This window comes from Enterobacter sp. H2G27 (genome assembly GCF_054403075.1).
In genome coordinates, this window is sequence record NZ_JBSVSI010000001.1 from 2,726,358 (window position 1) to 2,740,361 (window position 14,004).

The window sequence follows — 14,004 nt, forward strand, 5'->3', positions numbered from 1 at the left end:
ACGAGAACAAACATGTTTAAACCGGAACTCCTTTCCCCGGCGGGAACGCTGCAAAATATGCGTTACGCTTTCGCCTATGGTGCCGACGCCGTTTATGCGGGCCAGCCGCGCTACTCGCTGCGCGTGCGTAACAACGAATTCAACCACGAGAACCTGCAGCTCGGCATCAACGAAGCGCATGCCCTGGGCAAGAAATTCTACGTGGTCGTGAACATCGCGCCGCACAACGCTAAGCTGAAAACGTTCATCCGCGACCTGAAGCCGGTGGTGGATATGGGGCCGGACGCGCTGATCATGTCGGACCCGGGTTTAATCATGCTGGTTCGGGAGAACTTCCCGGAGATGGATATTCACCTCTCCGTCCAGGCTAACGCCGTCAACTGGGCGACGGTGAAGTTCTGGAAGCAGATGGGGCTGACCCGCGTCATTCTGTCCCGCGAACTGTCTCTGGAAGAGATCGAAGAGATCCGTACCCAGGTGCCGGATATGGAAATCGAAATCTTCGTCCACGGCGCGCTGTGCATGGCCTACTCCGGCCGCTGCCTGCTCTCCGGCTATATCAACAAGCGCGACCCGAACCAGGGCACCTGCACCAACGCCTGCCGCTGGGAATATAACGTCCAGGAAGGCAAAGAGGATGACGTCGGTAACATCGTCCACAAGCACGAGCCGATCCCGGTGACCAACGTCGAGCCGACGCTGGGCATCGGCGCGCCAACCGACAGCGTGTTTATGATTGAAGAAGCCAAACGTCCGGGCGAGTACATGACCGCCTTTGAAGACGAGCACGGCACCTACATTATGAACTCGAAAGATCTGCGCGCCATCGCCCACGTTGAGCGTCTTACCCAGATGGGCGTGCACTCCCTGAAGATTGAAGGCCGCACCAAATCCTATTACTACTGCGCGCGCACAGCGCAGGTGTACCGCAAAGCCATCGACGATGCGGCGGCCGGTAAACCGTTCGATACCAGCCTGCTGGAAACTCTGGAAGGCCTGGCGCACCGCGGCTATACCGAAGGCTTCCTGCGTCGTCATACCCATGACGACTACCAGAACTACGAGCACGGCTACTCCGTTTCCGAACGCCAGCAGTTTGTCGGCGACTTCACCGGCGAGCGCAAAGGCGCGCTGGCGGCCGTGGCGGTGAAAAACAAATTCACCAAAGGCGACAGCCTGGAGCTGATGACCCCGCAGGGCAACATGAACTTCACGCTGGAGCATCTGGAAAACGGCAAAGGCGAAGCGATTGAGGTCGCGCCGGGCGACGGGCATACCGTCTGGCTGCCGGTTCCGGAAGAGGTGGAGCTGAAGTTCGCGCTGCTGATGCGTAACTTCAACGGTGAAAGCACCCGAAACCCACACGGCAAATAGTTAATCAGGGAAATTTTTTCGCGCTGGGATAATTCTTAGAATCGGATCACATACCGCTTCGTTCAATACGGGTATTATCCCCCCGCTGAAAAACATAACCCATAAATGCTAGCTGTACCAGGAACCACCTCCTTAGCCTGCGTAATCTCCCTTACGCGGGCTTATTTTTTGCCTTCTCTCTCCTCAATCCAGGCAATGAGTTCGTCGATTTGCTTCTCTGAGAACACGGCGATCCCATGCTCAGCGAGCAACGATGCCGCAACCCCCCTCCCCGCTTTATGTATGCCGCGAAACGATCCGTCATAAATAAACTCGCTGCCGCACGTTGGGCTGCCATCGGTTAACAATGCAGCGCTACACCCCGACTCCTGAGCAGCGCGTAGCGCAAGCCAGGCTGCAAGCTGATAATGTGCGGTCACATCCTGCCCGGTATTTTCAATAATTCTGGCTTGCCCGCGCATTACGTCTTTCCCATCAGCAGACATAATCTCTGCCGGAGGACGCGGTACAGGCAGCCCGGCAGCCAATTCAGGACAGTGGATAACCAGACGTTGTTCCTGTTGCCAGCGAGCGAGTTGCGCGTTCATTCTCGCTTTTTCACTTGCGTTATAACGAACCCTGAAGCCCATCAGGCACGCGCTTACCAAAATTTTATTCATCATCACTTTCCTGTGATTAGTCCATATCATCGCTGGAGTGTAACGCGCTTTCGGGCATATTTTGTTCCTTTCATCCTGTTCTTACCCGCTTTTTTCCTCTCTGCTATACACTCTTACTAACGCTAAAAAAGGGAGCAGCGCGGATGGCAACCTATCCAGACAGTTTATTGATTCTCAATGGCAAAAGTGCAGGCAACGATCTGTTGCGTCAGGCAATTCGCGGCTTGCGCGACGACGGCGCGCGCATTCACGTCAGGGTGACGTGGGAAAAAGGCGACGCGGCACGCTATATCAATGAAGCCCTCGGGCTTGGCGTTGAGACCATCATTTCCGGCGGCGGCGATGGCACTATCAATGAGATTGCCTCAGCGCTAATAGACCTGCCCCCGGCAAACCGCCCGGTGATGGGCATTTTACCGCTCGGCACCGCCAATGACTTTGCCACCAGCGCCGGGATCCCGGAGGAGTTAGAGAAGGCGCTCCAGCTGGCGATCCTCGGTAAAGCCACCGCCGTGGATATTGCGCAGGTGAATGATAAAACCTGCTTTATCAATATGGCGACCGGCGGGTTTGGCACGCGCATCACCAGCGAAACGCCGGAAAAACTGAAGGCGGCGCTGGGCGGCGTGTCGTATCTGATCCACGGTCTGATGCGCATGGATACCCTCAAGCCTGACCGCTGCGAAATTCGCGGCGAGGATTTTCAGTGGCAGGGTGACGCGCTGGTGATTGGCATTGGAAATGGTCGACAGGCAGGCGGCGGTCAGCAGCTGTGCCCGGAGGCGCTGATCAATGACGGTCAGCTACAGCTGAGGATTTTCACGGGCGACGGCCTGCTGCCCGCGCTGTTTACCACGCTGACGCAGCCGGAAGAGAGTCCAAATATCATTGACGGGAAATCGGCGTGGTTTGAGGTAAATGCCCCGCACGGGATGACGTTTAACCTCGACGGAGAGCCGTTAAGCGGAACACAGTTCCGCATTGAGGTGTTGCCCGGCGCGCTGCAGTGTCGGTTGCCGCCGGACTGTGTGCTTTTGCGCTAATGGTATTGCCGGGTGGCGGCTACGCCTTACCCGGCCTACACTTCGCCCTCAGGTCAGGCAATCGTGACTTTGCTGTCCAGATAGACGTCCTGCACCGCATTGATCAGCTTCACGCCGTCGGCCATCGATTTCTTAAACGCCTTACGACCCAGGATCAGCCCCATGCCGCCCGCGCGTTTGTTAATAACCGCCGTACGCACCGCGTCTGACAGGTCAGTATCGCCGCCCGCCGCGCCGCCGGAGTTGATCAGCCCCGCGCGGCCCATATAGCAGTTCGCCAGCTGGTAGCGCACCAGGTCGATCGGGTTATCGCTGGTCAGCTTGCTGTAAACGCGGTCATCGGTGTAGCCAAAGTTTACCGCTTTATAGCCGCCGTTATTCTCGGCCATTTTCTGCTTCACGATGTCTGCGCCAATGGTCGCCGCCAGATGGTTCGCCTGGCCGGTCAGGTCGGCCGACACGTGGTAATCCACGCCGTCTTTTTTGAACGCCGAGTTACGCAGGTACGCCCACAGCACGGTCACCATGCCGAACTCATGAGCGCGCTCAAACGCCGCAGAGATCTCTTCAATCTGACGACGGGACTGTTCAGAGCCAAAGTAAATCGTCGCCCCAACGGCAACCGCCCCCATATTGAACGCCTGCTCGACGCTGGCGTAGAGCGTCTGGTCATATTCGGTAGGGTAACTCAGGGTTTCGTTGTGGTTCAGCTTCACCAGGAACGGAATGCGGTGGGCATAGCGACGCGAGACGGAGGCCAGCACGCCGTAGGTGGAGGCTACACAGTTACAGCCCGCTTCAATCGCCAGTTCAACAATGTTCTTCGGATCGAAGTAGAGCGGATTCGCCGCAAAGGAGGCGCCCGCCGAGTGCTCAACGCCCTGGTCTACCGGCAGAATCGAGAGATATCCGGTGCCGCCGAGCCGCCCGGTGTTATAGAGCGTCTGCATATTTCGCAGCACGGCAGGGGGACGGTTGTTATCGACCATCACGCGGTCAACGTAATCATGACCAGGCAGGTAAAGCTGGTCGGCTGGAATGGTCATACAACGATGCTGTAAAAGGCTGTCGGCGTCTTTGCCAAGCAACTGCGCAATATCAGTCATGTGATACTCCCGTAAGTCCGACGTCGTGTCGGTGTGTGTTTATCCAGTCCCATTATTTATGGGCAGACTAAGCCTGGTACCGACTTAACAGATTTTCCACCCATTGCATTTTTTTTCAGCACAATCTGCTGGCTCGATTCGTGTACAACAAAACTGTTACATTGATCAAACAATCGCCACAAAGGTATTTAAAAGGTATTATTGAATGGTATGTTAAAGGCGTACCCTCTCTGACATGCAGGATTAAAAAATGAAAACGAAAGTCCAACTGTCATTCATGATGTTTGTTGAATGGTTTATCTGGGGCGCGTGGTTTGTGCCGCTGTGGCTGTGGCTGAGCAAAAGCGGTTTTACCGCCGGGGAAATCGGCTGGTCTTACGCCTGTACCGCCATTGCCGCTATCCTCTCCCCGATTCTTGTCGGATCGCTGACGGACCGCTTCTTCGCCGCGCAGAAAGTACTGGCGGTGCTGATGTTTGCCGGCGCGATTATGATGTACTTCGCCGCACAGCAAACCCAGTTCAGCACCTTCTTCCCGCTGCTGCTGGTTTACTCCCTGACCTATATGCCCACAATCGCGCTGACCAACAGTATTGCCTTCGCGAACGTGGATGACGTCGAGGCCGATTTCCCGCGCATCCGCGTGATGGGCACTATAGGCTGGATCGCCTCCGGGCTGGCGTGCGGCTTCCTGCCGCAGATGCTGGGCTACAGCGATATTTCCGATACCAATATTCCGCTGCTGATGACGGCCGCCAGCTCCGCCCTGCTCGGCGTCTTTGCCCTCTTCCTGCCGAACACACCGCCGAAAAGTACCGGCAAGCTGGACTTCAAAGTGATGCTGGGGCTGGACGCGCTGATCCTGCTGCGCGACAGAAACTTCCTCGTATTCTTCTTCTGCTCGTTCCTGTTCGCCATGCCGCTGGCCTTCTACTACATCTTCGCCAACGGCTATCTCACCGAAGTGGGAATGAAAAACGCCACCGGCTGGATGACGCTCGGCCAGTTTTCTGAAATCTTCTTTATGCTCGCCCTGCCGTTCTTTACCAAACGCTTTGGTATTAAGAAGGTCTTACTGCTGGGTCTGATCACGGCCGCCATCCGCTACGGGTTCTTCGTATACGGCGGTGCGGAACAGTACTTCACCTACGCCCTGCTGTTCCTCGGGATTCTGCTGCACGGCGTGAGCTACGACTTCTACTATGTCACCGCGTATATCTACGTGGATAAAAAAGCGCCGGTGCACATGCGGACCGCCGCGCAGGGCCTGATTACGCTGTGCTGCCAGGGCTTTGGTAGCCTGCTGGGTTACCGCCTGGGCGGCGTGATGATGGAAAAAATGTTCGCATACAAAGAGCCGGTGAATGGGCTGACCTTCAACTGGGCCGGAATGTGGACGTTTGGTGCAATCATGATTGCCGTGATTGCCGTGCTGTTTATGCTGTTTTTCCGCGAATCGGACAAAGAGATCGCCGCAATTGCGGTGGTTGATGGCGATACCGCGCTGACACAAGGGGAAGTTAAATGAAACAAGACCGTGTTCTCGGGGCCCTTTACGGGCAGGCGTTAGGGGATGCGATGGGCATGCCGTCGGAGCTGTGGCCGAGAAAGCGCGTCAAGGCGCACTTCGGCTGGATCGACCGCTTTTTACCCGGCCCGGCAGAGAATAATGCGGCCTGCTATTTCAAACAGGCAGAGTTTACTGACGATACCTCAATGGCGCTGTGCCTGGCTGACGCGATCGTTGAGTGCGACGGGGAGATTAACGCGGACGTTATCGGCAAGCATATTCTGCACTGGGCGCTCGATTTCGATGCGTTTAATAAGAACGTGCTCGGCCCGACCTCCAAAATCGCGCTTAACGCAATTCGTGACGGCAAGCCGGTCAGCGAGCTGGAAAACAACGGCGTGACCAACGGGGCGGCGATGCGCGCCTCGCCGCTGGGCTGCCTGCTTCCGGCCACGCGTCTGGAACACTTTGTTGAGCAGGTGGCGCTGGCCTCCAGCCCGACCCATAAATCGGACCTCGCCATTGCCGGCGCGGTGGTGATTGCGTGGGCGGTTTCCCGCGCCGTCGACGGCGAAAGCTGGCAGAACATCGTCGATGCTCTGCCGGGTATCGCCCGCTATGCGCAGGAGATGAAAACCACCACCTTCAGCGCGTCGCTGGCGGCGCGTATTGAGCTGGCGCTTAAGACCGTACGGGAAGCCAACGGCATCGACTCCGCCAGCGAGCAGATTTATCAGCTTGTCGGCGCAGGAACCAGCACCATTGAGTCCGTCCCGGCGGCCATTGCGATGGTCGAACTGGCGGAAACCGATCCGAACCGCTGCGCCATTTTATGCGCCAACCTGGGCGGCGATACCGACACCATTGGTGCCATGGCGACAGCCATCTGCGGCGCGCTCCACGGCGTCCAGGCAATTGACCCGGCGCTGAAGGCCGAGCTCGACGCCGTTAACCGGCTCGATTTCGGCCACTATTGCGAGAAACTGCTGCACTACCGGGAGCAAAGGGAGGGCGTATGAATGCATTTGCCCAACGTCTCGACACCCTGCACGCCACGCGCCCGGTGACGGTGCTGGGCGCAGCGGTGATAGACGTCATCGCCGACGCCTACGCCCTGCCCTGGCGCGGGTGCGATATCGAACTTAAGCAGCAGGGCGTGAATATCGGCGGCTGCGCGCTAAACATTGCCATCGCCCTGAAGCGGCTCGGCATTACGGCGCAAAACGCTCTGCCCGTCGGTCACGGCGTCTGGGCGGATATTATCCGCAACGCCATGGCGAAGCAGGATCTGCACAGCGCCGTGGAGGCCGATACGGGCGACAACGGCTGGTGCCTGGCGCTGGTTGAGCCTGACGGCGAACGTACCTTTATGTCCTTTAGCGGCGTGGAGAACCAGTGGCAGCAGCGCTGGCTGGATGCGCTTTACGTTCCGCAAAACAGCCTGGTTTATTTGTCCGGCTACCAGCTGGCATCGCCGTGCGGCGAGCTGCTGACACGCTGGCTGGAGGGATTACAGGACGTGACGGCATTGATCGATTTCGGCCCCCGCATCGCGGATATCCCCGACGTGCTGATGGAGCGGATTATGACCTGCAGGCCAATCGTGTCGCTCAATCGTCAGGAAGCGGGGCTCGCGGCTGAAAGACTGGGCGTAGAGGCTGACAACCTGGGTGAAGTATGGCAGCAGCGCTTCGGCGCCGCGCTAATCGTGCGCCATGATAAAGACGGTGCTATGTGGTATGACGGTGACGCCTCGGGCGTTGTTCCGGCGTTCCCGGCGACGGTTGTGGACACCATTGGTGCTGGCGACAGCCACGCGGGCGGCACGCTGGCAGGGCTGGCAGCGGGATGGTCGCTGGCAGACGCCGTTCTGCTGGGGAATGCCGTGGCGTCCTGGGTGGTCAGCCACCGCGGCGGCGATTGCGCCCCGACTCGTGAGGAATTACTCCTCGCACACAAAGACGTATAGATCGCTGCGACAGTAGCTGATGCTGTACTCAATCGGACGGTGCTGCTGGTCAAGCGCAACCTGCTTGATCACCAGCACCGGTATTTTTTCATCCATCTTAATGTGCGCCTGAAACTCGCTGTCCGGCATGCGGGCGCTCACCCTTGAGCGGGTGCGCTGCGGGAAAATATTCTGACTGCGGAAGTAGTCATACAGCGAAATGCCAATTGCATCCGGATCGGGAATTAACCCGACCGGGACCCAGGACTCTTCAATCGACACCGCATCGTCATCCACATAGCGAATGCGCTTAAGTAAAAAAACCTCGCTGTCCGGGGAGATCGACAGGTGGTTAGCCACCTCTTCCGGGCATTTCACCACCCGCTTGTTGACCCACAGCGTATTTGGCGTTTGGCCGCGCAGCACCACCTGCTGCGAGAACCCGCGCGCCTCTTTCAGCGAATATTCAAAGATGTTGTTGATTTGCGTGCCATATCCACGAGAACGCGTCACCACGCCCTCTTCCTCCAGCGCCTGCATTGCCTTTCGCACGGTGATGCGCGACACGCCGGTTAACTGGCTCAGATCGCGCTCGCCGGGCAAAATATTCCCGTGCTCCAGCATGCCGCTTCGCACCGCATTTTTTACCGTTTCGGCAAATTTCAGGTACAGCGGCGTGTTGTCCGGCGCGGCGATCCGTTCATTCAGTTGAGCGATTAACCGGGTATGCGCTTGTTCCATCTCTGTTTTCTCAGGCGTGGTGTTTCCTGCCAGTATACTGGGTTACCACCATGCATGAAAATGATGAACCGGCCCAATACCGTGACCGACTTCCAGAGTATCGGCTTTTGCCAGCGCCGCCGAGAGCCAGGCTTTCGCTTCGCTAACCGTATCGGCCCAGCCTTCATGCCGGGGACGCAGCGCCGCCAGCGCGGCGGAGAGCGTGCAGCCCGTGCCGTGGGTGTTTTTGGTCTGCACGCGCGGCGCGGTAAAACGTACTTCGCCATCGCGGGTAAAGAGCCAGTCCGGGCTTTCAGCGTCGTCAAGATGACCGCCCTTCATCAGCACCGCGCCGCAGCCCATCGCCAGCAGCGCGTTTCCCTGCGCTTTCATCTCGCGTTCCGTTTGCGCATGCGATGTGCCTAACAGCGCGGCGGCTTCCGGCAGATTGGGCGTGATAAGCGCCACCTGCGGCAGCAGTTTTGTACGCAGCGTCTCCACGGCGGAGGCCGAAAGCAGCGGGTCGCCGCTTTTTGCCAGCATGACGGTATCCAGCACCACGTTTTGCACCTGATAGCGTTTAAGCCGCTCGGCCACCGCTTCCACAATATCCGTCTCGGCCAGCATGCCGATCTTGGTGGTATCGATGCGCACGTCGCTGAACACAGAATCCAGCTGCGCGGCAACAAAATCTGGCTCAATACGGTAGACCGACTGCACGCCGCGCGTGTTTTGCGCCACCAGCGCGGTAATGACCGAGCAGCCGTACGCGCCAAGGGCCGAGAATGTTTTCAGGTCAGCCTGGATACCCGCGCCGCCGCTGGGATCGGTGCCGGCAATGGTCAGGGCGTTAATCCGCTTCATGCCTGCTCCTCCAGCGTATAGAGCGCGTCGAGGAACGCGCTGGCAAAACTGCCCGGGCCAAGGGAGTGCGTAACGGCTACCGTTCCGGCTCGCTTCATCCATCCGCAGGCGGCTGCAATGTTATCCAGCCGGTCACCCGGCAGCGAACAGCTCGCCGCCACAACGGCAGAAAGCGCGCATCCGGTGCCTACCACGCGCGTCATCAGCGGATCGCCGCCGGTAACCGTTCGGGTACGTTGCCCGTCCGTGATGTAATCCACCTCGCCGGTGACGACCACAACGGCATTGGTCTGGCGGGCCAGCGCCTGTGCAGCGGGCACCGCGCTGGCGGCGGTATCGGTCGTATCAACGCCGCGCCCACCCGGGCTCATCCCGGCAAGAGCAAGGATTTCAGAGGCATTGCCGCGAATGGCCGCCGGTTTCAGGGCAAGAATTTGATGGCAAAAACGGGTGCGGAACGCCAGGGCGCCCACGGCAACCGGGTCCAGCGTCCAGGGCTTGCCTGCCGCCACCGCGCTCTCAATCGCCCGGCGCATCGACTGGGCGCGCGGCGCGGTCAGCGTGCCAACGTTGACCAGCAGCGCATCGGCGATCGCAGCAAACTGTTCAGCCTCTTCGGCCTCAATCACCATCGCGGGTGATGCGCCAAGCGCCAGCAGAACGTTGGCCGTAAAGGTCTGTACGACATCATTGGTCATACAATGGGTCAGTGGAGAACGGGTGCGGAAGTGATGTAAAACGTGTAAATCGAGCAGGTCAGGCTGCATGGGTTCGCTCCTGCCTTGCGTGAAGAAGCGATGACCGGGAAGGCATCTGACTTCCCTACGCTGGCATTATCCAGATCAGGTAATACGGGTATTTCTCAGCCTTCACAAGGAAGGGCACCCCGAGTCAAAATACTTTTAAAACAATGATTTATTGAAATCAATGTTCTCAATCAGTGTAACCGTGGCCACAGGTCAGGCGCAAGCGGTTTTGATTTATCACGGCAGCGATCGCGTTATGAATCTCCCTAAACACTTTTTCGCTAGCATCTTCAACATAAATATTTTCTCCTAGTATATCCCGGAACAAAAATGAGCTGAATTTATTTTCATTCGAAGCTGACGAAAGGTTCGATAATAAATAATCGGCAAAAAACCATAAATTTACATAAACTGTTATGTGTATTATTAACCCATTCAAATCAAAACACTTAAATATATTTAATGCATTAGTGTTTTATATCTAATTTGACTCTCATCCATTATGAATCGCTATCTTATTGTATTATAAGATTATTAAGCCGAGCTTTTCTGGAACGACTCGTTTAGCTATTCCTGCTATTTATGATTTAGATCAATAATCAAAATTACACATTCATAGATAGTTACTGCACGTTACGAAATAAGTTATCAAACCAAAACTTTCAACGTTGATCGTGAATTATTTCAGATATAACAAGACGTTGTATCTTCCCGCCAGGATAGCGCCCTTACTTTTTTTCTTGTAGTGATGATGAGAGCTTTAAAATGAACTATTTAAATACAACAGCTATCGCTGTTTTTGGTTTTGTGTTTGCTGGTTCAATGAATACTGCAAATGCTGCGGAAGTAAACATAAACCTTGACGATAACGTCAACAATCCAGGTGCTCACATTCAAATTCAGGGTACCGATAAAACCGCCTATAACCTTGATAACATCGAGGGGAGTAACATTAAGCAAGACGGGCAAATCTATAACCTTCAGGGCGATATTGACAGAGCAAATACAGCTATTAATAAAGCACAAGATACAGCTAACACCGCTCAAGATGGCGTAAATACTAACACTCAAGCTAACGCTATCCTTAATCAGAAAGTCGACGATTACAAAGCAGATCAGACAATCACTGATAACAAACAGAATATATTGATTGATAACACTAATAATAAAGCAGACGCGGCTTTACAAGGCGTTATTACTAACGGTCAAGCAATCATTGATACAAACACGAGAGTAGATAAAACTGACATCACCGCGACCAATGCGAACAACAAAGCAGACGCCAACACTCAAGCGCTAGCAAGTAAGGTCGATAAAAGCATTTTCAACGCCGATCAGGATAGACAAGATCAAGCACTTCAGGATGCCTCTGGCAAAGCGACTCAGGCATTTAATACGGGCGCTTATGCGCAATCTTTAGCTGTCGATGCACAAACGGTAGCCGCAGCGAATAAAGCTGCTGTTGCTACCGTTCAGTCACGCCAGCAAACACAGGAAGCGACGATTCAGAATCACAGCGCACAATTAGCGAATCATGAATCACGTATTACTGCGTTAGAGAGTCAAAATAACGCTAAGTTCTCTTCTCTGGAGAATCAGCAGAATGAGGATCGCAAGGAATATCGTGCTGGTATCGCTGGCGCTGCTTCTCTTGCTGGTTTGCATTACGTTGATACAGATAACGCGGTTGCCGTCGGTGCTGCCAACTTCAAAGATGCGCAAGGTTATGCAATCGGCTACCGTCACAAGTTCGCTGAGAATGTAGCTGCTACCCTCTCTACATCAGGTACATCCAACGGCAATGAAATTGTTGCGGCGTCCGCATCTTACGGATGGTAATGTTACAGTATTAAAATATAATGCCAGTGAGCTAAAAAAATCGCCCATGAGTTTTAATCAGCTGGCTATAACTCAATACATTGCTGCTCGCAAATAAAATGACAAAGTACATTTTTATCTCCGTTGTTTTGTATCTCACTTTTATTTTATTAGGGATATGGATCGGCTTGATGTTAGGCACCTATATTTATAATTGCAATTACTGAGGCAATAATGAAAAAGTTAATGATGATAGCGGCTGTATTATCTCTTACTGCGTGTTCCTCACCAGCGCAACGGATGGCGGATTGTCAAAGCAAGGGGGTGAGTAAAGACGCTTGTTATATTGCAGAGCAAAACCGCACATCAGCCATTAACGCTGCTGCAGAAAAACAGGCTTTGGAGAATGCTGCTCAACTTGCACAATCAGCACATAAGCATTTTCCTGAAGGCTGCACTCAGGTTATGGATGCTGCTGGTCGTTGTGACAGCAAGACTGCCAAAGCAATCGGCGATGTTAAACAGTTTTCAGGTGAAGCGGATCGCGTTATGAATAAGCCAATATCTGATGCTGCTGAATATCTGCTTTCGAAAGGCTGGAAGCCAAATAAGGGTTTATGGCACAAGGGTAGCTATATTATGCAGCTGGTTGTCGAAAAAGAGAGAGTCGTAAACGCACAATTATCAAAAATATGATCTTAGCACTACGCTCCCTCCTGATAAGATTTACATAGCCCCATTTGTATGGGGCTTTATTTTAGCTCATGACTAAATACAGATTTACTCTAACTGCCACGCCCCGCCATGAATAAGCGATGCTCCTCCCGTCCAGGCAAATAACGCCAGCTCGCGGCATTCGGCATCAGGATAAATACGGCTGCTGAGGCACGCCTCACCTTCGTTAACAAACACTTCCACCGAAGAGCAGTCAAAGAAGAGGCGCAGGCTGAGCGCGCCGTTCAGGTTAAGCGCGACGCTTCGGGTACCGCACAGGCCATACTGTGGATAGTGTCGCTCCAGCACCAGGCGCTGCATCTGGGCATCAACATAGAGGCGTAGGCCGTCGCCGAGACGAATGCCGTATTGCTCCGCGCTGCTATTCGTGCAATCCCATTGCAGAATGACCTCCATCGCATCGCAGTGTTCCACCAGCGTCATCTGCTGGTTATTAAGTGTACTTATCGGCCAGGGGAACCACGCCCCGCGCAGGGCTTCAACTTCTCTGGCTGGCCGCATTTGCAGATGGTTATCCGCACTCAGCGTCAGCTCGCGCGGTAAAGAAAGCATACCCGCCCAGCCATCCTGCTGTTCCGGCAGGGGCGATTCCCACATGTCCAGCCAGCCGATAACAATGCGGCGGCCGTCAGGAGTCAGGAAACTTTGCGGCGCATAGAAATCATGCCCGCGATCCATCTCCACAAACTCACCTTCAGGCACAAAGGGCTGACCAGGCTGCCATTCACCTACCAGGTAGCCGCTCTGGAAAAGATTGCGATGATTAAATCCGTCTGCGGTGAGTCCCTGAGGTGAGAACATCAGCACGCGTTTACCGTTGAGGGTAAAAAAGTCCGGACATTCCCACATATAACCCATCTCTTTTTCAGCCACCGCGAGCACGCCCCTGTCCTGCCACTCGCGCAGATCGGCAGAGCGATAAACACGTACCTGGCCCATATCACCCTCCCGCGCACCAACGACCATGTACCACCACGCCCCTTCACGCCATACCTTCGGATCGCGGAAGTGATGCAGCCCGGGCGGTGTATTAATGACTGTCCCGTGCCGCACAAACTGGATGCCGTCACGGCTGGTTGCCAGGCACTGAACCTGGTAGAGATTAGCCTCATCGCCAGGATCGCCGTGGAATTTGTGGCCGGTGTAGATCAGCGCCAGAGTGTCGCCATCCACCACCGCCGAGCCAGAAAAACAGCCGTCCTTGTCGTCAGGTCCTTCCGGTGCCAGCGCAACAGGAAGGTGCTCCCAGTGAACTAAATCCTTGCTGCGCGCATGGCCCCAGTGCATCGGCCCCCACTGGGTCGAATACGGATGGTGTTGATAAAAGGCGTGATACCAGCCGTCAAACCAGACCAGGCCATTCGGGTCGTTCATCCAGCCAGCGCGCGCGGCGAGGTGGTAACGGGGATACCAGCGCAGATTAAGCCCTTCGCGCCTGGACTGAAGTTCCTGTTCTGCTTTCGTAATGGAATACGTCATTT

At 55.2% G+C, this 14,004-nt stretch carries 13 protein-coding genes and 1 riboswitch; of the genes, 7 read left to right on the forward strand and 6 right to left on the reverse strand.

Annotation, left to right across the window (positions count from 1 at the left end):
* Positions 1-12: 12 nt before the first annotated feature.
* Complete coding sequence (gene trhP, locus ACW9E7_RS12920; RefSeq protein WP_133294786.1) at positions 13-1,374, forward strand: prephenate-dependent tRNA uridine(34) hydroxylase TrhP; 1,362 nt, start codon at positions 13-15, stop codon at positions 1,372-1,374.
* 161 nt (positions 1,375-1,535) lie between these two features.
* On the opposite strand, the gene ACW9E7_RS12925 is transcribed toward trhP, so the two are convergent.
* The gene (locus tag ACW9E7_RS12925; RefSeq protein WP_115875813.1) at positions 1,536-2,036 is read right to left on the reverse strand and encodes a 2-thiouracil desulfurase family protein; all 501 of its coding nucleotides are present in this window, start codon (positions 2,034-2,036) and stop codon (positions 1,536-1,538) included.
* A gap of 140 nt (positions 2,037-2,176) precedes the next feature.
* Here ACW9E7_RS12925 and yegS point away from each other — a divergent pair, with 140 nt between their 5' ends.
* Positions 2,177-3,076 carry a lipid kinase YegS gene (gene yegS / locus ACW9E7_RS12930; protein WP_136195408.1) on the forward strand — a complete coding sequence of 300 codons (900 nt, stop codon included), beginning with the start codon at positions 2,177-2,179 and terminating at the stop codon, positions 3,074-3,076.
* 53 nt (positions 3,077-3,129) lie between these two features.
* Here yegS and fbaB read toward each other — a convergent pair whose 3' ends face one another.
* A complete protein-coding gene (gene fbaB / locus ACW9E7_RS12935; RefSeq protein WP_458727880.1) occupies positions 3,130-4,182 on the reverse strand; it encodes a class I fructose-bisphosphate aldolase in 1,053 nt (350 codons plus the stop codon).
* Between the two features lie 250 nt (positions 4,183-4,432).
* On the opposite strand from fbaB, the gene ACW9E7_RS12940 reads away from it, so the two are divergent.
* From ACW9E7_RS12940 to ACW9E7_RS12950, 3 genes are read left to right on the forward strand one after another with little or no spacing between them, the layout of a single operon-like run.
* A complete protein-coding gene (locus tag ACW9E7_RS12940; protein ID WP_458727881.1) occupies positions 4,433-5,710 on the forward strand; it encodes a nucleoside permease in 1,278 nt (425 codons plus the stop codon).
* Positions 5,707-6,711, forward strand: coding sequence for an ADP-ribosylglycohydrolase family protein (locus ACW9E7_RS12945; protein WP_133294788.1), 1,005 nt, complete (start codon positions 5,707-5,709; stop codon positions 6,709-6,711). Before ACW9E7_RS12940 ends, ACW9E7_RS12945 begins: the two co-directional genes overlap by 4 nt.
* On the forward strand, positions 6,708-7,661 hold the full coding sequence (locus ACW9E7_RS12950; protein WP_458727882.1) for a PfkB family carbohydrate kinase: 954 nt from the start codon (positions 6,708-6,710) through the stop codon (positions 7,659-7,661). Before ACW9E7_RS12945 ends, ACW9E7_RS12950 begins: the two co-directional genes overlap by 4 nt.
* Here ACW9E7_RS12950 and ACW9E7_RS12955 read toward each other — a convergent pair.
* From ACW9E7_RS12955 to thiM, 3 genes are read right to left on the reverse strand one after another with little or no spacing between them, the layout of a single operon-like run.
* Entirely contained in the window at positions 7,635-8,381 is a 747-nt protein-coding gene (locus ACW9E7_RS12955) for a GntR family transcriptional regulator (RefSeq protein WP_288460842.1), read from the reverse strand. The genes ACW9E7_RS12950 and ACW9E7_RS12955 overlap by 27 nt on opposite strands.
* A 42-nt stretch (positions 8,382-8,423) precedes the next feature.
* Positions 8,424-9,224, reverse strand: a complete 801-nt coding sequence (gene thiD, locus ACW9E7_RS12960) for a bifunctional hydroxymethylpyrimidine kinase/phosphomethylpyrimidine kinase (RefSeq protein ID WP_115875817.1) — start codon at positions 9,222-9,224, stop codon at positions 8,424-8,426.
* On the reverse strand, positions 9,221-9,991 hold the full coding sequence (gene thiM / locus ACW9E7_RS12965; RefSeq protein WP_458727883.1) for a hydroxyethylthiazole kinase: 771 nt from the start codon (positions 9,989-9,991) through the stop codon (positions 9,221-9,223). The genes thiD and thiM overlap by 4 nt, the downstream gene beginning before the upstream one ends.
* 35 nt (positions 9,992-10,026) lie before the next feature.
* Positions 10,027-10,123: riboswitch (TPP riboswitch) on the reverse strand.
* Between the two features lie 612 nt (positions 10,124-10,735).
* On the opposite strand from thiM, the gene ACW9E7_RS12970 reads away from it, so the two are divergent.
* Entirely contained in the window at positions 10,736-11,809 is a 1,074-nt protein-coding gene (locus ACW9E7_RS12970) for a YadA C-terminal domain-containing protein (RefSeq protein ID WP_458727884.1), read from the forward strand.
* A gap of 213 nt (positions 11,810-12,022) precedes the next feature.
* Complete coding sequence (locus tag ACW9E7_RS12975; protein WP_458727885.1) at positions 12,023-12,484, forward strand: hypothetical protein; 462 nt, start codon at positions 12,023-12,025, stop codon at positions 12,482-12,484.
* An 84-nt stretch (positions 12,485-12,568) separates the two neighbouring features.
* Here the strand turns inward: ACW9E7_RS12975 and ACW9E7_RS12980 are convergent, their stop codons facing one another.
* Positions 12,569-14,002, reverse strand: a complete 1,434-nt coding sequence (locus tag ACW9E7_RS12980; RefSeq protein WP_458727886.1) for a glycoside hydrolase family 32 protein — start codon at positions 14,000-14,002, stop codon at positions 12,569-12,571.
* Between the last annotated feature and the right edge of the window lie 2 nt (positions 14,003-14,004).

Excerpts from the sequence above, each read along its gene's own strand:
- trhP (WP_133294786.1), top strand. The coding sequence starts at position 13 with ATGTTTAAACCGGAACTCCTTTCCCCGGCGGGAACGCTGCAAAATATG.
- ACW9E7_RS12925 (WP_115875813.1), bottom strand. The coding sequence starts at position 2,036 with ATGATGAATAAAATTTTGGTAAGCGCGTGCCTGATGGGCTTCAGGGTT.
- yegS (WP_136195408.1), top strand. The coding sequence starts at position 2,177 with ATGGCAACCTATCCAGACAGTTTATTGATTCTCAATGGCAAAAGTGCA.
- fbaB (WP_458727880.1), bottom strand. The coding sequence starts at position 4,182 with ATGACTGATATTGCGCAGTTGCTTGGCAAAGACGCCGACAGCCTTTTA.
- ACW9E7_RS12940 (WP_458727881.1), top strand. The coding sequence starts at position 4,433 with ATGAAAACGAAAGTCCAACTGTCATTCATGATGTTTGTTGAATGGTTT.
- ACW9E7_RS12945 (WP_133294788.1), top strand. The coding sequence starts at position 5,707 with ATGAAACAAGACCGTGTTCTCGGGGCCCTTTACGGGCAGGCGTTAGGG.
- ACW9E7_RS12950 (WP_458727882.1), top strand. The coding sequence starts at position 6,708 with ATGAATGCATTTGCCCAACGTCTCGACACCCTGCACGCCACGCGCCCG.
- ACW9E7_RS12955 (WP_288460842.1), bottom strand. The coding sequence starts at position 8,381 with ATGGAACAAGCGCATACCCGGTTAATCGCTCAACTGAATGAACGGATC.
- thiD (WP_115875817.1), bottom strand. The coding sequence starts at position 9,224 with ATGAAGCGGATTAACGCCCTGACCATTGCCGGCACCGATCCCAGCGGC.
- thiM (WP_458727883.1), bottom strand. The coding sequence starts at position 9,991 with ATGCAGCCTGACCTGCTCGATTTACACGTTTTACATCACTTCCGCACC.
- ACW9E7_RS12970 (WP_458727884.1), top strand. The coding sequence starts at position 10,736 with ATGAACTATTTAAATACAACAGCTATCGCTGTTTTTGGTTTTGTGTTT.
- ACW9E7_RS12975 (WP_458727885.1), top strand. The coding sequence starts at position 12,023 with ATGAAAAAGTTAATGATGATAGCGGCTGTATTATCTCTTACTGCGTGT.
- ACW9E7_RS12980 (WP_458727886.1), bottom strand. The coding sequence starts at position 14,002 with ATGACGTATTCCATTACGAAAGCAGAACAGGAACTTCAGTCCAGGCGC.